This window comes from Pseudodonghicola flavimaris, from assembly GCF_030164425.1.
Taxonomy (GTDB): Bacteria; Pseudomonadota; Alphaproteobacteria; order Rhodobacterales; family Rhodobacteraceae; genus Pseudodonghicola; species Pseudodonghicola flavimaris.
The window spans coordinates 45189-68239 of sequence record NZ_JASNJD010000006.1 but is presented as its reverse complement, the minus strand read 5'-3'; the positions used below and the strand labels follow the sequence as shown (position 1 = coordinate 68239).

Annotated in this window: 19 protein-coding genes; 15 read left to right on the top strand and 4 right to left on the bottom strand. The window is 66.9% G+C overall.

The annotated features are described in order from the left end of the window. The first annotated feature begins 2 nt into the window (after window positions 1-2). The 11 genes from QO033_RS09845 (at window position 3) to recN (ending at window position 11848) form a co-directional block, all read left to right on the top strand. Window positions 3-1202, top strand: coding sequence for an APC family permease (locus QO033_RS09845; RefSeq protein WP_284480796.1), 1200 nt, complete (start codon window positions 3-5; stop codon window positions 1200-1202). Window positions 1203-1210: 8 nt separating this feature from the next. Next, window positions 1211-1441, top strand: coding sequence for a DUF2484 family protein (locus QO033_RS09840; protein ID WP_284480795.1), 231 nt, complete (start codon window positions 1211-1213; stop codon window positions 1439-1441). Then, window positions 1438-1692, top strand: a complete 255-nt coding sequence (locus QO033_RS09835) for a DUF2484 family protein (RefSeq protein ID WP_284480794.1) — start codon at window positions 1438-1440, stop codon at window positions 1690-1692. The genes QO033_RS09840 and QO033_RS09835 overlap by 4 nt, the downstream gene beginning before the upstream one ends. 94 nt (window positions 1693-1786) lie before the next feature. Next, window positions 1787-2731, top strand: a complete 945-nt coding sequence (gene murB / locus QO033_RS09830; RefSeq protein WP_284480793.1) for a UDP-N-acetylmuramate dehydrogenase — start codon at window positions 1787-1789, stop codon at window positions 2729-2731. Between the two features lie 135 nt (window positions 2732-2866). Beyond that, the gene (locus QO033_RS09825; protein WP_284480792.1) at window positions 2867-3760 is read left to right on the top strand and encodes a D-alanine--D-alanine ligase; all 894 of its coding nucleotides are present in this window, start codon (window positions 2867-2869) and stop codon (window positions 3758-3760) included. Continuing rightward, on the top strand, window positions 3748-4626 hold the full coding sequence (locus QO033_RS09820; RefSeq protein ID WP_284480791.1) for a cell division protein FtsQ/DivIB: 879 nt from the start codon (window positions 3748-3750) through the stop codon (window positions 4624-4626). Before QO033_RS09825 ends, QO033_RS09820 begins: the two co-directional genes overlap by 13 nt. Before the next feature lie 3 nt (window positions 4627-4629). Beyond that, window positions 4630-5964, top strand: a complete 1335-nt coding sequence (ftsA, locus tag QO033_RS09815) for a cell division protein FtsA (protein ID WP_284480790.1) — start codon at window positions 4630-4632, stop codon at window positions 5962-5964. Window positions 5965-6362: 398 nt separating this feature from the next. Beyond that, complete coding sequence (gene ftsZ / locus QO033_RS09810) at window positions 6363-8045, top strand: cell division protein FtsZ (RefSeq protein WP_284480789.1); 1683 nt, start codon at window positions 6363-6365, stop codon at window positions 8043-8045. 214 nt (window positions 8046-8259) lie between these two features. Then, window positions 8260-9183, top strand: a complete 924-nt coding sequence (lpxC, locus tag QO033_RS09805; RefSeq protein ID WP_284480788.1) for a UDP-3-O-acyl-N-acetylglucosamine deacetylase — start codon at window positions 8260-8262, stop codon at window positions 9181-9183. Between the two features lie 142 nt (window positions 9184-9325). Further along, window positions 9326-10168, top strand: coding sequence for an outer membrane protein assembly factor BamD (locus tag QO033_RS09800; protein ID WP_284480787.1), 843 nt, complete (start codon window positions 9326-9328; stop codon window positions 10166-10168). 36 nt (window positions 10169-10204) lie between these two features. Next, complete coding sequence (gene recN / locus QO033_RS09795; RefSeq protein ID WP_284480786.1) at window positions 10205-11848, top strand: DNA repair protein RecN; 1644 nt, start codon at window positions 10205-10207, stop codon at window positions 11846-11848. A 178-nt stretch (window positions 11849-12026) separates the two neighbouring features. Here the strand turns inward: recN and QO033_RS09790 are convergent, their stop codons facing one another. Continuing rightward, a complete protein-coding gene (locus QO033_RS09790) occupies window positions 12027-12587 on the bottom strand; it encodes a hypothetical protein (protein ID WP_284480785.1) in 561 nt (186 codons plus the stop codon). Between the two features lie 175 nt (window positions 12588-12762). Between QO033_RS09790 and QO033_RS09785 the strand changes: the two genes are divergently transcribed. The 3 genes from QO033_RS09785 (at window position 12763) to QO033_RS09775 (ending at window position 17743) form a co-directional block, all read left to right on the top strand. Then, a complete protein-coding gene (locus QO033_RS09785) occupies window positions 12763-14538 on the top strand; it encodes a chloride channel protein (protein ID WP_284480784.1) in 1776 nt (591 codons plus the stop codon). 323 nt (window positions 14539-14861) lie between these two features. Continuing rightward, window positions 14862-16397: a chloride channel protein gene (locus QO033_RS09780; protein ID WP_284480990.1), complete on the top strand. Its 1536-nt coding sequence runs from the start codon at window positions 14862-14864 to the stop codon at window positions 16395-16397. Window positions 16398-16573: 176 nt separating this feature from the next. Then, on the top strand, window positions 16574-17743 hold the full coding sequence (locus QO033_RS09775) for a calcium-binding protein (RefSeq protein ID WP_284480783.1): 1170 nt from the start codon (window positions 16574-16576) through the stop codon (window positions 17741-17743). A gap of 85 nt (window positions 17744-17828) precedes the next feature. On the opposite strand, the gene QO033_RS09770 is transcribed toward QO033_RS09775, so the two are convergent. Both QO033_RS09770 and QO033_RS09765 read right to left on the bottom strand, forming a co-directional pair. Continuing rightward, window positions 17829-18173, bottom strand: a complete 345-nt coding sequence (locus QO033_RS09770; protein ID WP_284480782.1) for a DUF427 domain-containing protein — start codon at window positions 18171-18173, stop codon at window positions 17829-17831. 130 nt (window positions 18174-18303) lie between these two features. Then, a complete protein-coding gene (locus QO033_RS09765) occupies window positions 18304-20097 on the bottom strand; it encodes an aminopeptidase P family protein (RefSeq protein ID WP_284480781.1) in 1794 nt (597 codons plus the stop codon). 163 nt (window positions 20098-20260) lie between these two features. Here QO033_RS09765 and QO033_RS09760 point away from each other — a divergent pair, with 163 nt between their 5' ends. Then, a complete protein-coding gene (locus tag QO033_RS09760; RefSeq protein ID WP_284480780.1) occupies window positions 20261-21052 on the top strand; it encodes a class I SAM-dependent methyltransferase in 792 nt (263 codons plus the stop codon). A 27-nt stretch (window positions 21053-21079) separates the two neighbouring features. Here the strand turns inward: QO033_RS09760 and cobT are convergent, their stop codons facing one another. Beyond that, on the bottom strand, window positions 21080-22957 hold the full coding sequence (cobT, locus tag QO033_RS09755) for a cobaltochelatase subunit CobT (RefSeq protein WP_284480779.1): 1878 nt from the start codon (window positions 22955-22957) through the stop codon (window positions 21080-21082). Window positions 22958-23051 lie beyond the last annotated feature (94 nt).

The following is a 23051-nucleotide window of genomic DNA, read 5'->3' as shown; positions in this document are numbered from 1 at the left end:
CGATGTCAGAGCCCCTCAAACGCCGGATCGGGCTGGGCCTGCTGACGGCCTATGGCGTGGGGGTGATGATCGGCGCCGGCATCTATGTGCTGGTCGGCGCGGTGGCGGCCGAGGCCGGGATCTGGGCGCCGCTCTCCTTCCTGCTGGCCGGGCTGATCGCCGCGCCCACCGCGCTGAGCTATGCCGAATTCTCCACCCGCCTGCCGGAAGCGGCGGGGGAGGCCGCCTATGTCGGGCAGGGGTTGCGCAGTCAGCTGCTGGCGGTGCTGGTGGGGCTGGCCATCGTCGCCGCCGGCACCGTCTCGGCCGGGGCGGTGCTGCGTGGCGGCGTCGGGTATCTGACCCAGGTGCTGCCGGTCGGCGCGGTGCCGGCGATCATCGGGTTGGGCCTGGCGCTGACTGCGGTGGCGGTCTTCGGCGTGCTGGAAAGCCTGGCGCTGGCGGCGATCTTCACGGTGATCGAGGTCGCCGGGCTGGTGGCGGTGATCTGGGCCGGCAGCGTCGCCCCGGCCAGCGCCGATTTCCTCGACCCCGCCCCCATCGCGCTGGCCGGTGTCGGTGGCGCCGCGGTGCTCGCCTTCTTCGCCTTCATCGGTTTCGAGGATATCGTCAACATGGCCGAGGAAGTCGAGCGGCCTGAGCGCACCCTGCCGCGGGCCATCCTGATCTCCCTGGCGATCACCTCGGTCCTCTATGCGGCGGTGACGCTCGCTGCCCTGCGGGCGGTGCCGGTGGCGGATCTGGCCGGCAGCGGCAGCCCGCTGGTGCTGGTCTGGCGTGCGGCGGGGCATGGCGACGGTCACTTCCTGGCGGCGATCGCGGTCTTCGCGGCGCTGAACGGGGTGCTGGCGCAGATCGTGATGGCCAGCCGGGTGCTGTTCGGGCTGGGCCGGCGCACCGCCGCGCTGGCGGTGTTCCATCGGGCCCATCCGCGGCTGGGCACGCCGGTGCGGGCGACGCTGCTGATCGGTGCGGCGGTGACGCTGTCGTCGGTCTTCGTTCCCTTCACCACGCTGGCCGGTCTCACCTCCTCGATCCTGCTGGCGGTCTTCGTGCTGGTGAACCTGGCGCTGATCCTGCAGCAACGCCGGGTGCCGCAGGCGCCGTTCCGGGTGCCGCGGTGGGTGCCGGTTCTGGGGCTTCTGGCCTCGGCGGTGGCGCTGGCCAGTTCGCTGGCCGACGCGTTCGCGGGGGCGCAGTGAGTCCGGCGGTGGTCCTGGCCGCGCTCTGGGCGGTGGCGGCCAGCGCGGTGGCGATGCTGCCGATGCGGCTGCAGATGTTGCCCGGGCTGGCGCTGCTGATGTCGGCGCCCGTCGTGATCGGCTATCTGGGGCTGCGTCATGGCTGGATCGCGGCGGCGCTGGCGATACTGGCGCTGCTGTCGATGTTCCGCCGCCCGCTCGGCTATCTGCTGCGGCGGTTGCGAGGGCCGCGCCGATGAGCCTGTCGCTGATCCTTGTCTGTCTCTGGGCGGTGCTGGCCAACCTGCTGGCAATGCGGCCGTCGCGCGACAACCACTGGCGGCTGGCCTATGGGCTGATCGCCACCGGCATCCCGCTGCTGGGCTATGTGACCTGGCAGATGGGGCCCTGGGTCGGGCTGGTGCTGCTGCTGGCCGGCATCTCGGTGCTGCGCTGGCCGGTCTATTTCCTGATCCGGCGGCTGCGCCGGGGTCGTCGGCGCCGGCTTTGAGCCGGGCGGACCTGCGCGGGGACGGGCGCCGAAAAACCGCCGGCCCGCGGGCTGACGGCTTGTTCCCCGGCGGGAGGGGCGCTAGCAGAGGGGCATGACATTCGATGATTTGCCTCAGGTGCGTGGCCGGCTGAGCCACGAGAAACCGCTGTCCGAACTGACCTGGCTGCGGGTCGGCGGCCCGGCGGCGGTGCTGTTCCAGCCCGCCGATCCGGAGGATCTGGCAGAGTTTCTGCGGGCGCTGGATCCTGCCGTTCCGGTGATGCCGATCGGCGTCGGCTCCAATCTGATCGTGCGCGATGGCGGGCTGCAGGCGGTGGTGATCCGGCTGGGCCGCGGGTTCAACGGCATTTCGGTCGAGGGTGCCCGGGTCACGGCGGGGGCGGCGGCGCTCGATGCGCATGTGGCGAAACGGGCGGCGCAGGCGGGCGTCGACCTGGGGTTCCTGCGCACCATTCCGGGCAGCATCGGCGGTGCGCTGCGGATGAACGCGGGTTGCTATGGCTCCTATGTGGCCGATGTCTTCGTCTCCGCCCGGGCGGTGACGCGGGCGGGCGAGCTGGTCGAGCTCGGGCCCGAAGATATGGGCTTCGCCTACCGGCAGAGCGCGTTGCCCGAAGGGATGGTGCTGATCGAGGCGACGTTGCAGGGGGGGGTGGGCGATCCGGCCATGTTGACCGCCCGGATGGAAGATCAGCTGCGCCGGCGCAACGAAACCCAGCCGACGCGGGAGCGCAGCGCCGGGTCGACCTTCCGCAACCCGGCGGGGTTTTCCAGCACCGGGCGGGCCGACGATGTCCACGATCTCAAGGCCTGGAAGCTGATCGAGGACGCCGGCATGCGCGGGGCGCGGCTGGGTGGCGCGCAGATGAGCGAGAAACACGCCAATTTCCTGATCAACGCGGGTGGCGCGAGTGCCACGGATCTGGAAGCCCTGGGTGAGCTGGTGCGAAAAAAGGTTTACGAAACCAGCGGCATAAAGCTAGAATGGGAAATCAAGCGGATCGGTGACCCGGAGCGGGACCCGGCCGCGCAATAAGATCATCAAATGACCCCGACACGCGCAACCGACAGGCAATAAAACGGGCGCGAAGACGGGGAAGCAACACGGATCGCCAAAGGTCCGGATACATTGAGGCACAGTGTGGGTCAGTCGAGCGGAAAGACTCCCCTTGTGGCGGTATTGATGGGCGGCGCCTCGGCCGAACGCGAGGTGTCTTTGTCCAGCGGGCATGAATGTGCCGCCGCCCTGCGGGCAGAAGGCTATGAGGTAGTGGAGCTGGACGCCGGCCCCGACCTCGCCGTGAAATTGCGCGACATCGCTCCCGATGTGGTCTTCAATGCCCTGCATGGGCGCTGGGGCGAGGACGGCTGTGTTCAGGGGCTGCTGGAGTGGCTGCGCATCCCCTATACCCATTCCGGGGTTCTGGCCTCGGCGCTGGCGATGGACAAGGAACGCAGCAAGGAGGCCTATCGCGCCGCCGGGCTTCCGGTGGTCGACAGCCTGCTTTGCGACAAGGCAGAGGCCTGCCAGCGCCACATGATGGCGCCGCCCTATGTCATCAAGCCCAATCGCGAAGGCTCCTCGGTCGGGGTCTATCTGGTGCAGGAGGGGGCCAACGGTCCGCCGGCGCTGTCTGCGGAGATGCCCGATCAGGTGATGGTCGAGACCTATGTGCCGGGGCGCGAGCTGACCACTACGGTGCTGGGCGACCGGGCGCTGACCGTGACCGATATCCTGACCGACGGCTGGTACGACTACGACGCCAAGTATCGCCCCGGCGGATCGCGCCATGTGGTGCCGGCGGAGCTGCCGGAGGAGATCTTCGATGCCTGCCTCGATTATGCCCTGCGTGCCCATCAGGTGCTGGGCTGCCGCGGCATGAGCCGAACCGATTTCCGCTGGGACGAGGCGCGGGGCCGCGACGGGCTCTACCTTCTGGAAACCAACACGCAACCGGGGATGACGCCGACCTCGCTCAGCCCCGAGCAGGCGGAAAAGGGGATCGGCATGAGCTTCGGAGCACTGTGCCGCTGGCTGGTGGAGGACGCCTCATGCGATCGGTAAACGGCCGGACCCAGCGTTCCGACCCGGCGCCGTCGCGCCTGAATTACCGCCTGCAGCGCTGGATGCTGACGCCGGGTATCCGGCTGGCGCTGCGCGTGGGGGTGCCGTTCTGCGTCTGTTTCGCGCTGGGGTCGGCCTTTCTGGCCGATCAGCAGCGCCGCGACGCGCTCAATATGTTCATCGTGCAGCTCAGGGCCTCGATCCAGGAACGGCCGGAATTCATGGTCGGGCTGATGGCGATCGACGGCGCCGGCAGCAGCCTGTCCGAGGATATCCGCGAGGTTGTCGGCCTGGATTTCCCGGTCAGCTCCTTCGATCTGGATCTGGAGGAGCTGCGCCAGACAATCATCGGGCTCGACCCGGTGAAGTCGGCGGCGGTGCGGATCCGGCCCGGCGGCATTCTTCAGGTCGATGTCGAGGAACGGCAGCCGGCGGTGGTGTGGCGCAGCCGGTCCGGGCTGGCGCTGCTGGATGCCGGCGGCACCCATGTCAACGATCTGGCCGAGCGGGGGCTGCGGCCGGAACTGCCACTGATCGCCGGCAAGGGCGCGGATAAACATGTGCCCGAGGCGCTGGCGCTGATCGCCGCGGCGCAGCCGCTGACCGACCGTCTGCGCGGGCTGGTGCGCATCGGCGAACGGCGCTGGGACCTGGTGCTGGACCGCGGTCAGCGGGTGCTGTTGCCGGAAGAGGCGCCGGTGCGGGCGCTGGAGCGGGTGCTGGCGCTGAACGAGGTGCAGGATCTTCTCGACCGCGACGTCAGCGTGGTGGACATGCGGCTGGGGCCGCGGCCGACCATCCGCATGACAGAAGCGGCGGTCGAGGACTGGTGGAAAATAAGAAAAATAAACGGGTACGGGCAGTAGACGATGACGGATCTCTATCATTCCCAACGGGCGATGCGGCAGATGCGCCGCCAGGCATTGCAGCGCGGCGTGATCGCCATCCTGGATGTCGGCAGTTCCAAGATCGCCTGCCTGGTGCTGCGGTTCGATGGGACCGGCAAGCTGAGCGAGGACAACTCCATCGGCTCGCTGGCCGGGCAGAGCGGTTTCCGCGTGATCGGTGCCGCCACCACCCGGTCGCGCGGGGTGCAGTTCGGCGAGGTCACCGCGATGCAGGAGACCGAGCGCGCCATCCGCACCGCGTTGCAGGCGGCGCAGAAGATGGCCGAAATCCGCGTCGACCATGTGATCGCCTGTTTCTCCGGCGCCAATCCGCGGTCCTACGGGCTGGATGCCACCGTCGAGCTGGAAGGCCAGGTGGTGACCGAGGCCGAGATCGCCCGGGTGCTGGCGGCCTGCGACGTGCCCGATTACGGGGCGGGGCGCGAGGTACTGCATGCCCAGCCGGTGAACTTCGCGCTCGACAACCGGTCGGGGCTGATCGATCCGCGCGGTCAGCTGGGCCATAATCTGGCGGTCGACATGCATATGCTGACGGTCGACGACCTGGCAGTGCAGAACCTGGTGCATTGCATCAAGCGCTGCGATCTGGAACTGGCGGGGATCGCCTCTTCTGCCTATGTCTCCGGCATCTCGGCGCTGGTCGAGGACGAACAGGAGCTGGGGGCGGCCTGTATCGACATGGGCGGCGGCACCACCAGCATCTCGATCTTCCTGAAGAAACACATGATCTATGCCGATTGCGTGCGGATGGGCGGCGATCACATCACCGGCGACATCTCCATGGGGCTGGGGGTGCCGATGGCCAATGCCGAGCGGATTAAGACCTTCTGCGGTGGCGTGCATGCCACCGGTGCCGACGATCGCGACATGATCGACATCGGCGGCGATACCGGCGATTGGGAGCATGACCGCCGCACTGTCAGCCGGGCCGAACTGATCGGCATCATGCGGCCGCGGGTCGAGGAAATCCTGGAAGAGGTGCGCGCGCGGCTCGATGCCGCCGGGTTCGAGCATCTGCCGAGCCAGCAGATCGTGCTGACCGGCGGGTCGAGCCAGATCATGGGGCTGGACGGGCTGGCGAGCCGCATTCTCGGCCAGCAGGTGCGGCTGGGCCGGCCGCTGCGGGTGCATGGGCTGCCGCAGTCGGCGACCGGGCCGGGGTTCGCCGGGGCGGTGGGGCTGAGCCTGTTCGCCGCCAACCCGCAGGACGAATGGTGGGATTTCGAAATCCCGGTCGACCGCTATCCGGCACGCTCGCTGCGCCGGGCGGTGAAGTGGTTCCGCGACAACTGGTGAGCGGTGGCGTCGTCTGTGGCCGGGCGGTGGAAAACCTTGTGGATAACCTGTGGTTTTCGGGTGACCGCGCGCGGCGGAGCGGGTAGAGTGACAGCAAGCCCCCCGGCAGCGGGGGCGATCAGATAGAGGCCGGGCAGGGCTCTCTGAATCGGAAAAACGCGCGCATCGCGGATGGGATTCCATCGGCGCTGTCAAGTATGTTGTGTTCGCGGACGTCTGACCGCCCAGATATGTGGATTCCGGCAAGATGCCGCGCAAATTGGCCCCTTTCGGGGCTATATTTCGTGGTTCCACAGCAGTTTTTTCGTGACGTTTCCGACACAGTTGATTAATTATTGGAGCTGATAGGCAGAATAAGGCCGTGACTCGGCCCGGATCAGCACAGGCGGACAGTACCAATGACATTGAATCTCTCGATGCCCGGCCAGGAAGAACTGAAGCCTCGGATCACCGTTTTCGGGGTCGGTGGCGCAGGCGGCAACGCCGTCAACAATATGATCGAAAAGGCGCTGGAAGGTGTCGAGTTCGTCGTGGCCAACACCGATGCACAGGCCCTGCAACAAAGCCACGCACCCAACCGCGTGCAGCTGGGGATCAAGGTGACCGAAGGGCTGGGCGCCGGCGCCCGCGCCACGGTTGGCGCCGCTGCTGCGGAAGAGAGCATCGAACAGATCGTCGACCATCTGGCCGGCTCGCACATGTGCTTCATAACCGCCGGCATGGGCGGCGGCACCGGCACCGGCGCCGCGCCGATCATCGCGCAGGCCGCGCGGGAGCTGGGCGTGCTGACGGTCGGCGTGGTGACCAAGCCGTTCCAGTTCGAGGGCGCCAAGCGGATGCGCCAGGCCGAAGACGGGGTCGAGGCCCTGCAGAAGGTCGTCGATACGCTGATCATCATCCCGAACCAGAACCTGTTCCGGCTCGCCAACGAAAAGACCACCTTCACCGAAGCCTTCTCGATGGCGGACAATGTCCTCTATCAGGGCGTGAAGGGGATCTCGGACTTGATGGTGCGCCCGGGCCTGATCAACCTCGACTTCGCCGATGTCCGCTCGGTGATGGACGAGATGGGCAAGGCGATGATGGGCACCGGCGAGGCCGAGGGCGAGGATCGCGCCATCCAGGCCGCCGAGAAGGCGATTGCCAACCCGCTGTTGGACGAAATCAGCCTGCGCGGCGCCAAGGGTGTGCTGATCAACATCACCGGCAGCCATGACCTGACCCTGTTCGAACTGGACGAGGCCGCCAACCGCATCCGCGAGGAAGTGGACCCGGAGGCCAATATCATTGTCGGCTCGACGCTCGATACCGCGATGGAAGGGGTGATGCGCGTCTCCGTCGTCGCCACCGGCATCGACGCCTCCGACGTGCAGAGCGATATCCCGGTGCCGCGCCGTCCGCTGTCGCAGCCGCTGAAGCAGAAGGTGTCGGTCGAGGAAACCCGCGCGCCGCTGGAACTGGAAACCCCGGTTGCCGCCACCGCGCCGGTGGCAGAGCCGGCTCCGGCCCCGGAGGCCGCCGCGCCGGTGGCTGGGGCTCAGGTTGCCGCCACTGCCCCGACCGCCCCGGAGATGGAAGAACCGAGCCTGTTCGCCGATCTCGAGGATCCGGCCCCGCGCCATGATCACGCCGACTACGCCGCCCCGGTGATCGACGAGGACGACGGCCTGCCGCCGCCCGCCTATCGCCCGGCGGAACCGGTATTCCAGCCGCGCAGCGAGTACGAGGAGGTCGAGGCCGAAAGCTTCGTCGCGCCGAAGGCGCCGGCTCCCGGCACGCCCTCGCCCGAGGCGCTGGCCCGTCTGCACGCCGCTGCCCGCAATGTGCCGCGCGCGCCGCAGCAGGCGGCTCCGAAACCGGCTGCTCCGGCGCCGCAGGAAAAAAGCCGTTTCGGCTTCAACCGGCTGATCGACCGGATGACCGGCCATGCTCCCGACACGCCCAGCCAGGCGGCTCCGGCCCAGCCGCGCCCGCAGCCGCAGATGCGCCGCGAGGCCACCGCGCCGCAACCGGCGGCCGAGCCGGATCAGGAACAGGATCGGATCGAAATCCCGGCCTTCCTGCGCCGTCAGGCAAATTAATCCAGTCAAATCCTATCGCGAAAGGCCGCCGGAAGGCGGCCTTTTTCATTGTTAATACAGTGTGTTAGGTGGGTGTGAGCAGGGTTTTGCCGAATTGTTTCATTGATGTTTCATTCGGTTACAAAGATTGAGTTGAGGCTTGCCGGCCCCCGCCTTACTTCGGGGTCAACAGCCGGTCCCGCGACCGTCTGGACACCACGGTAAGAGGCCGCACTTGCAACATACGCTCAGAACTTCGGTGACCTTCAAAGGGGTCGGGCTGCATTCCGGTGCCCCGGCGACCATGGTGATCTGCCCTGCAGCGGCGGGTTACGGCATCTGGTTCAAGCGGACCGATATCGCGCTTGGCGACGCGATGATCCCGGCGCTCTACGACGTGGCGGAGCATACGCCGCTCTGCACCCGGCTGGTGAATACCGCCGGCGTGTCGGTGTCCACGGTCGAACATATCATGGCGGCGCTCGCGGGCTGCGGTATTCACAATGCGCTGATCGAGATCGACGGGCCGGAAGTGCCGATCATGGATGGCTCTGCCGCCCCCTTCGTACGTGGGATCATGGCGCGCGGCGTGCGGCGGCAGTTGTCGCCAGTGCTGGCCTATGAGGTGCTGAAGACCGTCAGCGTCGAGAACGCGCAGGGCGCCCGCGCCACGCTGTCGCCCTCCGACCGGCTGAGCATCGAGTTTCACATCGATTTCGCCGATGCCGCCATCGGCCGCCAGAGCAAGACGCTGGATATGGGCAACGGCACCTTCGCACGTGAGCTCTGCGACAGCCGCACGTTCTGCCGTCAGGCCGATGTCGACGCGATGCACGAACACGGTCTGGCCCTGGGCGGCACGCTGGATAACGCGGTGGTGGTCGATGGCGACCGCATCCTCAGCCCCGGTGGTTTGCGCCATTCGGATGAGGCGGTGCGCCACAAGATGCTGGACGCGCTCGGCGATCTGGCGCTGGCCGGTGGCGCGATCCTCGGCCATTACCGCGGCGAACGCGCCGGCCACACGCTGACCAACATGCTGCTGCGCAAGCTGTTCGCGACCCCCGGCGCAGTGCGCCCGGTGCTCTGCGATGAAGAGACCGCCGCCCGTCTGCCGGGCACTGGCCTGGTCTGGGACGAGATTCCGCAAGTCGCCTGAACCGGCGGATCCGCCGCTCTGGCAGGAACCGGCCATGCCACTGCGGCGTGGTGCGTTTAAGACGTTTTGCCCCGGAAATTATTGTGCTAGACCGAGGCGCAAACAGGCGGCGCGCCTGACAAGACGATGAGGATTGGCAAGCATGATCGGCGGCAGGTCGGGGGTGAAAACCATCGGGGCATTCATTCTGATGGCTGCATTGGCTGCCTGCGGAAATGCGCCGGTCGACCGTTCTCAGAAGCTCGACGGCTATACGCCCGAGCAGATCTATGAACGGGGTGAATTTGAGCTGACGCGCGGTCGCGCCGGCGATGCGGCATGGTATTTCTCGGAAATCGAGCGGCTTTACCCCTATTCCAGCTGGGCCAAACGGGCGCTGATCATGCAGGCCTTCTCCTATCACAAGGGGCAGGACTACCCGGAAAGCCGGGCGGCGGCGCAGCGATATATAGATTTCTACCCGACTGACGAGGATGCCGCCTATGCGCAGTATCTCCTTGCCCTCAGCTATTACGACCAGATCGACGAGGTCGGTCGCGATCAGGGGCTGACCTTCCAGGCGCTGCAGGCGCTGCGCACGGTGATCGAGGTCTATCCCGACAGCGAATATGCCACCTCGGCGATGCTGAAGTTCGACCTCGCCTTCGACCACCTGGCGGCGAAGGAGATGGAGGTGGGGCGCTACTACCTGCGGCACAAGCAATACGCCGCTGCGATCAACCGCTTCCGCGTGGTGGTGGAGGATTTCCAGACCACCACGCATACCGCCGAGGCGCTGCACCGTCTGGTGGAGGCCTATCTGTCGCTGGGTCTCGTCAACGAGGCGCAGACCGCCGGTGCCATCCTCGGCTATAACTACCAGTCGTCCGAGTGGTATCAGGACAGCTACAAGCTGCTGACCGCGCGCGGCCTGAAGATGCGCGACATGGGTAACAACTGGCTCAGCCAGATTTATCGCCAGTCGGTGCAGGGGAAATGGCTCTGACCCGGGCGCGCTCCGGCGGGGTTTCGGGCAGGCAAGATGCTGCGGTCGCTTGATATCCACGACATGCTGATCATCGACCGGCTGGAACTGAACTTCCAGCCGGGTCTGAATGTGCTGACCGGTGAAACCGGCGCCGGCAAATCCATCCTGCTCGATTCGCTGGGCTTCGTGCTCGGCTGGCGTGGCCGGGCCGAGCTGGTCCGCCAGGGCGCCGATCAGGGCGAGGTGGTCGCCGTCTTCGATCTGCCCGAAGGTCATGCCGCGCATGGGGTGCTGGAAGAGGCCGGGCTGCCCGGCGGGGCGGAGCTGATCCTGCGCCGGGTCAACACCCGCGAGGGTCGCAAAACCGCCTGGATCAACGACCGGCGCTGTTCCGGCGAGGTGCTGCGGGCGCTGTCGGAAACGCTGGTCGAGCTGCACGGCCAGCAGGACGATCGCGGGCTGCTGAACCCGCGGGCACACCGGCAGTTGCTGGATGAATTCGCCGGTCTCGACGGGGCCGGTCTGCGTGCCGCCTGGCGCGGCCTGCAGACCGCGCGCAAGGCGCTGGCAGAGACCGAGGCGGCGCTGGACGCGGTGCGCGAGGAAGAGGAATTCCTGCGCCATTCCGTGGCGGAGCTGGACAAGCTCGATCCGCAACCGGGCGAGGATGGCGAGCTGGATGCGCGTCGTCGCCAGATGCAGGGTGCGGAGCGGATCCGCGACGATATCGCCCGTGCCTCCGCCCTGCTGGGTGGGGAGGGGGCCGAGGCCGCCATGGGCGAGGCGCTGCGCTGGCTCGAAGGGGTGGCGGGGGATGCCGGCCCGACGCTGGACGCGCCGCTGGCGGCGCTGGGGCGGGCGATGATCGAACTGTCCGAGGCGCAGGACGGCGTCGAACGGCTGCTGGAGGCGCTGGAGTTCAATCCGGCGGAACTGGAAGAGACCGAGGAGCGGCTGTTCGCGATCCGGGCGCAGGCGCGCAAGCACGGGGTGCAGCCCGACGATCTGGGCGATTTCGCCGAGACGCTGCGCGGCCGTCTGGCGCGGCTCGATGCCGGCGAACACGATCTCGAGGACCGGCGCGCCGCTGTCCGGGCGGCTGAGGTGGCCTATGATGCCGCCGCCACTGCCATGCGCGCGGCCCGGGCCGAGGCCGCCGGGCGACTGGACGCGGCGATGATGGCCGAGCTGGCACCGCTGAAGATGGAGCGCGCGGTGTTCGAGACCCGCCTGGCGCCCGCCGATCCGGGCCCCGAGGGGATCGATACCGTCGCCTTTACCGTCGCCACCAACCCGGGGGCGCCGGCCGGGCCGCTGAACAAGATCGCCTCGGGCGGGGAGCTCAGCCGTTTCCTACTGGCGCTCAAGGTTTGCCTGCATGGCGCAGATGGTGGCGTCACCATGATCTTCGACGAGATCGACCGCGGCGTCGGTGGCGCCACCGCCGATGCGGTGGGGCGCCGACTGGAGGCGCTGGCCGAGGGCAGTCAGGTGCTGGTGGTGACCCATTCGCCGCAGGTGGCGGCGCGCGGGTCGCATCACTGGCAGGTGTCGAAACGGGTGGAGGACGGCGTGACGCTGTCGACGGTGGCACCGCTGCCGGAACCCGCCCGCATAGATGAGATCGCCCGGATGATTTCCGGCGACAGCATCACCGACGAGGCACGCGCCGCCGCCCGGGCCCTGCTGGCAGGGTAACCCCCCAGGGCCTCGCTCAGGCCGATGGTTCTGGCGTCGGGGTGGGCAGACGCGCGACCGCTACGATCACAAACACGCGAGCACGCGGCAATGAGCCCAGGAACCGGGCAGGGGCGGCGCCGATCCGGTGCCTGGCGCCGTCACTTGTCTTAGAATTGCGTGATCCCCGTCGGCCCGATCAGCGGGCGCATTCGTAGGCGTAGGCCTTTTCCGTCGATCCCGGAGGGGTGAATTCGAGGTGATCGAGACGGGCGCCATAGCTGATCAGGTCGATCGGGAAGGTGCCGATCCCGGCCTCTTTCACCATCACCTGCTGACCTTCGATGCTGTAGGAGACGCGCAGCGCCTCGCCTCCCGACTCGAGCATCAGCAGAATGCCATAATCGAAGGTGACCGGATCGCTGCAGTGGGTCGGGGCGGTGCCGGGGTTCAGGCGCAGCGGCTCGGATTGCAGCGTCCAGCGGCCGACCAGAAAGCTGGGGGCGGCGGGCTTGAAGCTGTCATAGCCCTGCATGGTTCTGTATTCGTCGAGATAGGCCTGAAAACTGCGGCTTTCCCGGAGCTGCGTCAGATAGAGCTCGGGATCCGAGTCGCGCAGATCCTTGAAGTAATCCGCCGCTCGACCGTCCATATCGTGCAGAACCGCGAAGTAGAGTCCGATCGCCGCGAGCGACACTCCGAAGACCAGAACCTCCCCCCGGCCGGGCCGGTAGTTCCGCCAATGTCTCGAGGTCGCCATTTTCAAGTCCTTTCCGCAAAAAAAGCGTTGTCGCTGGTGTTTTTTTCCCCGGAACCGCTTTGCAATATCCGTCGCAGAGGCGTAGCTGAGGGGTATCCGAGCCGTCCCGGGACCGGGTGGCTGCGCCGACTCTATAGTCCCCGCCGCCGGACTCCACAATTGCCGCACATCAAAGATGACAGATACAACACCCAGCGACCTCGCAGAACCGCCCGCAGACAACCGCAACGTCTCGATCATCGCCCTGAGCATGATTGCAATTGGCATAGGCATCGTCACCGGACTTGGTGCGATCGCGCTGCGCTATCTGATCTCCATCATCCACAACTTCTTTTTCCTCGGCATCCTGTCTTTTGACTATGATGCCAACATCCCGACGCCGCCGGCGCCCTATGGGCCGCTGGTCATCCTGGCGCCGGTGGTGGGCGGGGCCATCGTGCTCTGGCTGGTGCGCAGCTTCGCGCCCGAGGCCAAGGGGCATGGCGTGCCAGAGGTGATGAACGCGATCTATTACCGGGGCGGACATATCCGGCCGCAGGTGGTGCTGGTCAAATCTCTCGCCTCCGCCTTGTCGATCGGCTCGGGCGCCTCTGTCGGACGCGAAGGGCCGATCATCCAGATCGGGTCGGGCATCGGCTCGGTGCTGGGGCGGATGTTCCGGCTGCGCAGCTGGCAGGTGATCACCATGGTCGCCGCCGGGGCAGGGGCCGGGATCGCCGCCACCTTCAACACGCCTCTGGGGGCGGTTCTCTTTGCGGTGGAACTGATGCTGCCGGAATTCAGCGCGCGGACACTGCTGCCGGTGGTGCTGGCGACCGGAACCGCGACTTATGTCGGCCGGCTGGCCTTCGGGATCGAGCCCGCCTTCCTCGTCGCCGCGCACAATCGCCCCGACCTGTTCGTGCCGCTCTCCGTCGACATGCTGCCGCTCTATGTCATCTTCGGGCTGCTCGCCGGCGTCGCCTCGTGGCTTTTCGTCAAGGTTCTCTACCGGACCGAGGACCTGTTCGACGCCTGGAAGATCAATCCCTATCTGAAGAATGCCATCGGGATGCTGTCGCTGGGCGTCCTGTTCTACGTGCTGCTGCTGACCACCGGCCAGTACCACACCGAGAGCGTCGGCTATGCCACCATCGAGGCGGTGCTGACCGGCACGCTGGCGGCACCGGGCTTCCTGCTGCTGTTGTTCGTGCTGAAAATGATCGCCACGTCGGTGTCGCTGGGCGCCGGCGCCTCGGGCGGCGTGTTCTCGCCATCGCTGTTTCTCGGCGCCATGCTGGGCGGGGCCTTCGGGGCGCTTCTCGACATGATGTTCCCGCATCTCGGGTTCCATTCGGTCACTTTCGCGCTGATCGGCATGGCCGGCATCGTCGGGGCCTCCACCGGCGCCGCGATCACCTCGATCATGATGCTGTTCGAGATGACCGGCGATTACACCATCACCGTCGCCGCCATTGTCGCTGTGGTCTGCGCCGTCGGGGTCCGTCGCCGTCTGTCCGAGGACGATATCTATACCACCAAGCTCAGCCGCCGCGGCCACCACATCCCGCGGGAGAGCCGCTCGCACAGCTTCTCGATCCGGCGGATCCGCGATCTGATGGCACCGGCCGTCGGCATCCTGGAGAAATCCGAACTGGGCACCAGCGGCGTCGTCGACACCGAACTCGGCGAAGAGCGGGTCTATGCCGTGGTGACCGAGGGGCGCCATGTGGTCGGCATCGTCCGGGTCCACCCCGAGGACCCGACCAAGCGTCACGGCCCGATCATCGGCCCGGTGGGCTACGCCCAGGAAACCAACTTCCTGCGGAGTGCGATGACACAGATGGCGGATCGCAATCACGCCGCGCTGCTGGTGCTGCCCGAAAAGGCCATTCCGCGGGCGGAGAACGTGATCGGTGTCCTGACACGCGACGCGATCGCGACCTCCGTGTTGCGCGATTATCGGAGCTGATCCTCACCGTCCTGCGCGGTGCCATGCGATTTGGGTGGACAAGGCGCCTGCCGTAGATTGTATCCTGTTTCAACGTCAAGGACGCCGAGCCAGGGAGACATGATGCGGCAGGTGACAGCCCGGATCAGCGGTGGCGGGCAAACCGGAATTGCGGTTGCCGCCTGCCGGGGGCGACCGGCGTGACCGGTCCCGGCAACAGGCCCCATCGCCCCTCTTGGGCGGCCCTGCGCCAATCGTGTGGCGAGATCCTCAAGAGCGACCGGGTACGCCTGCGCTTCTGGCTGGTCGCCTTGCTGATCGGAACCTGCGCCGGCGCGGCCGCCATGGGCTTCCGGATGGCGATCGACCATCTGCAGACGATGCTCTACGGCACCGACGACCTGCAACACCTGCACAGCTTCGCCCAGACGATGCCCTGGTATCTGCTGTTGCTGATTCCGGTCACCGGCGGGCTGGTGGTCGGGTTGATCCTGAACCGGTTCACCGATGACGGCCGGGTCTGCTCGGTTGCCGATGTGATCGAGGGGGCGGCGCTCAACGACGGGCGGGTCGGCCTGCGCGCCGGCATCGCCTCGGCCATCGCCTCGATGATCACGCTCAGCTCCGGCGGATCGTCGGGCCGGGAGGGGCCGGTGGTCCACCTGGCGGCGGTGATCGCCAGCAAGGTCTCCGACTGGCTGAAATACGATGGGGTGACGGCGCGCGATCTGCTCGGCTGTGCCGTGGCGGCGGCGGTTTCGGCGTCGTTCAATGCGCCGATTGCCGGTTCGCTGTTCGCGATGGAGGTGATCCTTCGGCATTTCGCCATCGCCACCTATGCGCCGATCGTGATCGCGGCGGTGGCGGGAACCGTCGTCAACCGGCTCGCCTTCGGCAATATCGCCGAATTCACGCTGCCCCAGGCCAGCGTTCTGGATTTCTACGAGGAGCTTCCCGCCTATCTGTTGCTGGGGCTGGTCTGCGGGCTGGTCGCGGTGGTGCTGATGCGGTCGATCTTCTGGGCCGAAAGCGTGGCGGACCGGCTGCAGCAGCGGACCGGCCTGCCGGCGGCACTGCGTCCGGCGGTGGCGGGGTTGCTGCTGGGCGTACTTGCCATCGGCTTCCCCCATGTCATCGGCGTCGGCTATGAGACGACCGCGGCGGCGCTGACCGGGCAGCTGCTGCTGTTCGAGGCCCTGGGCTTTGCCTTCGTGAAGGCGGCGGCGGTTTCGATCACCATCGGTGGGCGCATGGGCGGCGGGGTGTTCTCGCCGTCGCTGATGATGGGGGCGCTGACCGGGCTGGTCTTCGGTATCCTCGCCACCGCAGTCTTTCCCGAGGTCTCCGGCTCCGAGACGCTCTATGCGCTGGCGGGTATGGGGGCGGTGGCGGCGGCGGTGCTGGGCGCACCCATTTCCACCACACTGATCGTCTTTGAGTTGACGGGGGACTGGCAGACCGGGATCGCCGTGACCACCTCTGTCAGCCTGTCGACGGCGCTGGCTTCTCGGTTGGTCGACCGCAGCTTTTTCCTCACCCAGCTGGAGCGGCGCGGTATCCATCTGGCGGCCGGGCCGCAGGCCTATCTGCTGGCGATGCTGCGCGCCGGGGCGGTGATGCGGCCGGCCGCGGATCCCAAATGCGCGGCCGAGTCCGCTTGCCGCGACATGGTCGCCCAGGGGCTGTGTGTCGAGGCCAGCGCGACGCTGGAGGCGGCGATGCCGATCTTCGACCGGGCAGGGGTCGATTACGTGCCGGTGATCCTGCGTCGGCCTGACAAGGACGGTGAGGCGGAGATTCTCGGGGCGCTGTTCCAGGTTGATGCGCTCAAGGCCTATAACCGGGCGCTGGCGGCGACGGCGGCGGAAGAACACTCCTGAACCGGAAACAATAAAAGAGTGGAATTGAAACTGTTCCCTGAATTTTGATAAAAATGTCTTTTTTCCGCCAACCCCTTGCCTCCGATCCGCCATTGGTTTCTGAATAAAGATAAATCGACAAAAATCTTCTCAGCATTGGGTGGTATTTCGCCCGTTTCCGGAAAGTGGAGGACGCCATGGCGACCGTTAATGATGACAGCGATCTGGTCACCGCCAGCGCAGAAGCCGCGCTGCGCAAGTTTGTCGGCACGGATGAGGATGATCTGATCATCGGCACCGGCGACGACGATCAGATGAATGCGCGTGATGGCGATGATGAGCTGCGCGGCTATGGCGGCAACGACATCATGCGCGGCGGTTCCGGAGACGATTACATCAACGGTGCCGGCGGCGACGACATCCTGATCGGGCATCTGGGCGACGATACCCTGTCAGCCGGCCCGGGCGACGACTATGCCGAAGGCGGCTATGGCGACGACATCATCTGGGGCCACGACGGCAACGACGAGCTCGACGGTGGCGGCGGTGCGGATGAGATCTGGGGCCACGATGGCGACGATCTGATCCTGGGCGGCGACGGTAACGACCGTCTGGCCGGTGGCGATGGTAACGATATCGTCAAAGGCAATGCCGGTAACGATCGGATGTTCGGCGGTGAAGGTGACGACACCCTGCTGGGGCAGGCCGGCAACGACATCATCGACGGCAACGACGGCAATGATACCATCGACGGTGGCGCCGGGGTCGACATCATCGACGGCGGCGCCGGCGATGACGTGATCTATGGCGGCAAAGGGATCGATACGCTGATCGGCGGTGCCGGCGACGATATCATCTATGGCGGTGCCCGGGGCGACACCATGCAGGGCGGCACCGGTGACGACAAGCTCTATGGCAATGGCGGCGACGACGCGCTGCACGGTGGCGACGGCTCCGATGTGCTGCGCGGCGGTCTGGGCGATGACCTGATCAACGCCGAGGACAGCACCGCGGGCAGCGTCGACATGGCCTATGGCGGCGCCGGCGACGATACCCTGATCGGCGATTATTCCGATATCCTGAGCGGCGGCACCGGCACCGATGAGTTCTTCGTGTTCAACTCCTCGACGACGGATATGGTGGAGATCACCGATTTCGATCTCGCCGCCGGCGAGACGCTGAAGCTGCTGCGGGCCGATGGCAGCGGTTACACCGCCTCCGATCTGGCCGATCATGTGACGCTGGCCGCCAGTGCCGATGGCACCGCGGTCGTGCTGTCCTATGGCGGCGCGGCGGTGGTCTCGCTTGACGGGCTGAGCGTGAGCGATCTCGACAGCAGCTCCGACTGGCTGATCGCCACCGCCTGACCGGGCGGCCGCAGACTGATGGCAAAACGCCCCGGACCTCAGGTCCGGGGCGTTCGCATGTCTGGGGCAGGGCGCCGTCGCGGGCTCAGATCTGCTCCACCGTCACCCCTTCGACCGGGTAGAAGGCGATATAGTCTTTGACCGCCGCCACCGCCTCGATCGGCGTCTCATAGCTCCAGGCGGCATCTTCCAGTACCACCGATTTGGTGATGATCGAATAATGCGTCGCATCGCCCTTTTTCGGGCAATGCGTCACCTTTTCGCTGCGGTCGAGAAAGGCCATGGCGATATCGTCGCGCGGGAAATAGATGACCGGCGCCAGATCGCCTTCGCTCAGTTCCAGGGCGTTGCTGCTTTCGCCCAGCACCGCACCGCCCGACCGCACCGACCACAGGCCTGGCGCTCGGCGAATTCTGATTTGGTCTGTCATCTCTCGTCCTTCCCGTAATCTCTCGTTCCATGCTTCCTTGGCGGCGCAGTGTAACAATCCGGTGTCAGCACCGGAGAGCCGCGGCGTCAGCCCTGCGCCGTTGTCAAGGGACCTGAACCGGTCGGCCCGCCTAGATCGGGGCCGTCGCCTGTTCCAGCCAGCGGCGGGCCGTGTCGCTGACCCGGGGGCCGATCAACTCGGCCACCTGTGCATGATATGCGTTCAGCCATGCACGCTCCGCATGGGTCAACATATCCACGACGATCAGTCGCCGGTCAATCGGAACATAGGTCAGGGTGCGCCAGTCGAACATGTGACGTTCCGGATCGCCGCCGGCCATCGGCGCCGCCTCCTGCACCGCCAGCAGGTTTTCGATGCGGATGCCGAAGGCCCCCTCGCGGTAGTAGCCAGGCTCGTTCGACAGGATCATGCCCGGCTCCAGAGGGATTTCACTCAGCCGGCTCAGCCGCTGTGGTCCCTCGTGGACGCTGAGATATGCGCCGACGCCATGGCCCAGCCCGTGGTTGAAATCCTTGTTCTCCAGCCAGAGCGGCAGCCGCCCGAAGGCCTCGATATCGCGGCCGGCAAGGCCGCGCGGCCAGCGCAGCCGCGACACCGCGATCATCGCCTGCAGCACCAGGGTGAAACAGTGCCGCTCTTCCTCGCCGACGGCGCCGATGCCGACGGTGCGGGTGATGTCCGTTGTCCCGTCCAGATACTGGCCGCCGCTGTCGATGACGATCATATGGCCGTCCTGCAGCCGGCTGTCGGTTTCTTCCGTGACGCGGTAATGCATGATGGCGCCATTGGGGCCGGTGCCGGCGATAGTCTCGAAAGAGATATCCTGCAGCGCGTTGTCCCGGCGCCGACAGGCCTCCAGATAGGTGACCACATCGGTCTCCATCAGGCTGCCGGCAGGCTGGTCATCCAGCCAGCACAGCATCTCGACCATGGCGGCGCCGTCGCGCAGATGGGCGGTGGCGGCGCCGGCGATCTCGGCGGCGTTCTTGCGGGCCTTGGGCAGGGCGCAGGGCTCTTCGCCATAGACCGCCTTGTCGCCCAGCACATCGGCGAGGATCTGCGGCGCAGTGATCCGGTCCAGCCGCACCGGCCCCTCCTGCGCCGCCAGCGTCTCAAGGAAGTCTTCGGGCGCATGGAGGGTGACACCGGCACCCAGATGATCGCCGATCCCGGTCAGCTTCTCAGCCGCCATGAACAGATCGACCCGACCATCGTCGTGCAGGATGGCGAAACCATGCGCCACCGGGTTGCGCGGGATATCGGCGCCGCGAATGTTTAGCAGCCACATGATCGAATCCGGCAGGGTGATGGCGGCGGCACGATGGCCGGCCGCCTTCAGGCCCGTCGCCAGCCGGGTGCATTTCGCCTCTGCCGTCTCGCCGGCGAAGTCCAGCGGATGCGGCTTGACCGGCAGCATCGGCGGCGCCGGCTGATCGTCCCAGATGCGGTCCACCAGATTGGCGCTGCGGGTCAGCACGATGCCCGTCCCCTCCAGCGCCGCCATGGTCCGCTCGATCTCGGCCACCGAATGCAGCCAGGGGTCGAAACCGACCTTGCCGCCTTGCGGTAGCTGTTCCCTCAGCCAGTCGGAGAGCTGGATATCGGGCCAGGGCACCGGGGTGAAATCGCTGAGCGCCACCTGCGCCTTGACCTGGGTGCGATAGCGCCCGTCGATGAACACCCCGGCACAGTCGCGGAGCGCCGCACAGAAGCCGGCGGAGCCGGTAAAGCCGGTCAGCCAGGCCAGCCGTTCGTCATGGGCGGCGACATATTCACCCTGATGGGCATCCGCGCGGGGCACCAGGAACCCCGCCAGCCCCTCGGCCTCCAGCTCGGCGCGCAGCAAGGCCAGGCGCGGGGGTCCCTGTTCCGGGCGTGCGGTCACGTTGAAGGTCTGGAACATGTTGATTTCCCCTGAAGTTGTCTGCCGCGGTCCGTGGCGGCCCGCGCGCCGCGCGAGCAGACCCGATACCGGCCCGAGGTTCAACCGTGATTTTCCGGCCGTTTCGGCGCAGGATGTGCGCCGTTTCAGCCAGGTATCACGCCGAATTCAGGGATTTGATCCGATGACCGAGACCTTTGCCGATCTGGAACTCAGGGAATGGTCGACGGCGGCGGTGGCGGCAGCCCATGCGTGGGATTTCGGCACCGCGTCTGAGCACTGCGTCCCGGTTCTGGCACGGGGAACGGCGTCGGGGCAGGCGGTTCTGGATCTTTGCTGCGGGCATGGCATCGTCGCGGCGGCACTCTGCGCGGCGGGGGCCGAGGTGACGGCGGTCGATTTCTCGGCCACGATGCTGGAACTTGCGGCGGAACGGGCGCCGGCGGCGCGGTTCCTGCGGGCCGATGCGATGGCATTGCCCTTCGGGGCGGCGGAATTCGACGCGGTGACGATCGGCTTCGGCATCCCGCATGTGCCGGATCCGGGCCGGGTCTTTGCCGAATGCGCCCGGGTGCTGCGGCCCGGCGGGCGGCTGGCCTATTCGGTCTGGCACGGGGCAGAGAGGGTGACGGTGCTGGCCTCTGTCTTCGACGCGATCCGCCGTCATGGAGATCCCGCCGTCGTGCTGCCGCCGGGGCCGGGGGCCAATGATTATGCCCAACCGGAGATCGCCTTTGCGGCGCTGGAGGCCGCCGGCTTCGCCGATTGCGCGCTGACCACTGTCGACTGCCACAGGATCAGCAGCGACGCCGGCGCACCGGTGCGGTTCTTCCTGGAGGGGACGGCGCGCGGCGGCTATCTGCTGCGCGCGCAGACCGAGGCTGTGGTGAAGGCGATCAGCGCCGATGTGGCCGATTGGGTCCGCGCCACCTGGGCGCGACCCCGCCCTGGACAATCCCGATCCCGGCTGCCGTGATCACCGCCCGCCGGGACTGAGGCCGCTTCAGCTCGCCCGCAGGATGCCCATCACCCGGGCGCGGGCGCGCGGGTCGGGATCGAACAGGCTGGCCAGCTGCTCGGTCATGGCACCGGCCAGCTGATCGACGTCGGTGATGGTCACCGCCCGATCGTAATAGCGGGTCACATCGTGGCCGATGCCGATGGCCAGCAGCTCGACCTGCTTGCGTTTCTCCACCATGGCGATCACGTCGCGCAGGTGTTTCTCCAGATAGTTCGCGGGGTTCACGCTGAGGGTCGAATCGTCGACCGGGGCGCCATCGGAGATCACCATCAGGATCTTGCGCTGCTCGCGCCGCGCCACCATCCGGCGGTGCGCCCATTCCAGCGCCTCACCGTCGATATTCTCCTTCAGCAGGCCCTCTTTCATCATCAGCCCGAGGTTGTCGCGCACCCGCCGCCAGGGGGCATCTGCGGATTTATAGATGATGTGGCGCAGATCGTTCAGCCGTCCGGGCTGTTGCGGCCGGCCATCGTTCAGCCAGGCCTCGCGCGCCTGACCGCCTTTCCACGCCCGGGTGGTGAAGCCCAGGATCTCGACCTTGACGTCGCAGCGTTCCAGCGTGCGCGCCAGCACATCGGCGCAGATCGCGGCGATGGAGATCGGCCGCCCGCGCATCGAGCCGGAGTTGTCCAGAAGCAGCGTCACCACGGTGTCGCGGAACTCGGTATCCTTCTCGCGCTTGAAGCTCAGCGGTGTGGTCGGGTTGGCGACCACGCGGGCCAGGCGGCCGGCGTCGAGCACGCCTTCCTCCAGATCGAACTCCCAGCTGCGGTTCTGCTGCGCCTGCAGCCGGCGCTGCAGCTTGTTGGCCAGCCGCGACACGGCGCCCTTCAGCGGGTCCAGCTGCTGGTCCAGATAGGCGCGCAGCCGTTCCAGCTCCTGCGGTTCGGCCAAATCCTCGGCGCGGATCTCCTCGTCGTGCTGGGTCAGGTAGACCTTGTAATTCGGGTCTGCCTCTGACGCAGGCGGCGGCGCGGGGGGCTCCAGCGGTGCCTCGCCATCGGGCATCTCGGTCTCTTCGCCCATTTCCTCATCGGCCAGCTCGTCCATGCTGACCTGCGCCTCGGAGGAGTCCTGCTGCTCGTCCTGCGACTGTTCCGGATCGGCCTCGGCGGTCTGGTCGTCCTGATCCTCCTCGCCGCTGCTGTCGGGGTCGGGCTGTTCCTCGGCGTCGTCCTCGGCCTGGTCTTCCTGATCCTCGTCGACATTGTCGGGATCTTCGCCCAGCTGATCGCCATAGCCCAGATCCTCGATCATCTGGCGGGCGAATTTGGCGAATTCGGTCTGGTTGGAGAGTTTCTCCTGCAGGTCGTCCAGCGTGCCGCCGGCCTGCTCCTCGATGAAGCCGCGCCACAGCTCCATCACGTTCTGCGCACCCTTGGGCATCGGTCGGCCGGTGGCGAGGTGGCGGATCAGATAGCCGGCGGCCACTGCCAGCGGCGCCTCCGAGGCATCGGTCATGCTCTCATAGCCGCGCCGCATGGCGTCATTCTCGATCTTTACGTCGATGTTGCTGGCGGTGCCAGGCATGTCGCGGGCGCCCATCGCCTCGCAGCGGGCGGTTTCCATCGCCTCGTAGAGATCGCGGGCCATATCGCCCGGCGGGGCATAGCGCGAATGCACCGAGGCATCGTGATACCGCCGGTGCAGCGCCAGCGCATCCGCCGTTCCGCGTGCCAGCAGAACCTCCTGGCGGGTCATCCGCCGCGACACCTGCGGCAGCCGCATGCTTTCGCCGGACAGACCCGAGGGGTCGACCGAATAGCTCACCGTCAGTTCGGAGTCATGGGCCATCACCTTGGTGGCTTCGGCCAGCGCCTTCTTGAACGGGTCGGCGGGGTTGTCGGTGGGTTTGCTCATCGCGGGTCACGTCCGGTCATCTGTCTTGCGGCCAGCCTAGAGGCATTCCCCCGGCTTGACCATAGGGGGGCGGCGCATTCCGGCGCCGTCGGTG

Excerpts from the sequence above, each read along its gene's own strand:
- QO033_RS09800 (WP_284480787.1), top strand. The coding sequence starts at position 9,326 with ATGATCGGCGGCAGGTCGGGGGTGAAAACCATCGGGGCATTCATTCTG.
- QO033_RS09785 (WP_284480784.1), top strand. The coding sequence starts at position 12,763 with ATGACAGATACAACACCCAGCGACCTCGCAGAACCGCCCGCAGACAAC.
- ftsZ (WP_284480789.1), top strand. The coding sequence starts at position 6,363 with ATGACATTGAATCTCTCGATGCCCGGCCAGGAAGAACTGAAGCCTCGG.
- QO033_RS09775 (WP_284480783.1), top strand. The coding sequence starts at position 16,574 with ATGGCGACCGTTAATGATGACAGCGATCTGGTCACCGCCAGCGCAGAA.
- murB (WP_284480793.1), top strand. The coding sequence starts at position 1,787 with ATGACATTCGATGATTTGCCTCAGGTGCGTGGCCGGCTGAGCCACGAG.
- recN (WP_284480786.1), top strand. The coding sequence starts at position 10,205 with ATGCTGCGGTCGCTTGATATCCACGACATGCTGATCATCGACCGGCTG.
- QO033_RS09770 (WP_284480782.1), bottom strand. The coding sequence starts at position 18,173 with ATGACAGACCAAATCAGAATTCGCCGAGCGCCAGGCCTGTGGTCGGTG.
- QO033_RS09820 (WP_284480791.1), top strand. The coding sequence starts at position 3,748 with ATGCGATCGGTAAACGGCCGGACCCAGCGTTCCGACCCGGCGCCGTCG.
- QO033_RS09780 (WP_284480990.1), top strand. The coding sequence starts at position 14,862 with ATGGGCTTCCGGATGGCGATCGACCATCTGCAGACGATGCTCTACGGC.
- cobT (WP_284480779.1), bottom strand. The coding sequence starts at position 22,957 with ATGAGCAAACCCACCGACAACCCCGCCGACCCGTTCAAGAAGGCGCTG.
- ftsA (WP_284480790.1), top strand. The coding sequence starts at position 4,630 with ATGACGGATCTCTATCATTCCCAACGGGCGATGCGGCAGATGCGCCGC.
- QO033_RS09845 (WP_284480796.1), top strand. The coding sequence starts at position 3 with ATGTCAGAGCCCCTCAAACGCCGGATCGGGCTGGGCCTGCTGACGGCC.
- QO033_RS09790 (WP_284480785.1), bottom strand. The coding sequence starts at position 12,587 with ATGGCGACCTCGAGACATTGGCGGAACTACCGGCCCGGCCGGGGGGAG.
- QO033_RS09835 (WP_284480794.1), top strand. The coding sequence starts at position 1,438 with ATGAGCCTGTCGCTGATCCTTGTCTGTCTCTGGGCGGTGCTGGCCAAC.
- QO033_RS09765 (WP_284480781.1), bottom strand. The coding sequence starts at position 20,097 with ATGTTCCAGACCTTCAACGTGACCGCACGCCCGGAACAGGGACCCCCG.
- QO033_RS09760 (WP_284480780.1), top strand. The coding sequence starts at position 20,261 with ATGACCGAGACCTTTGCCGATCTGGAACTCAGGGAATGGTCGACGGCG.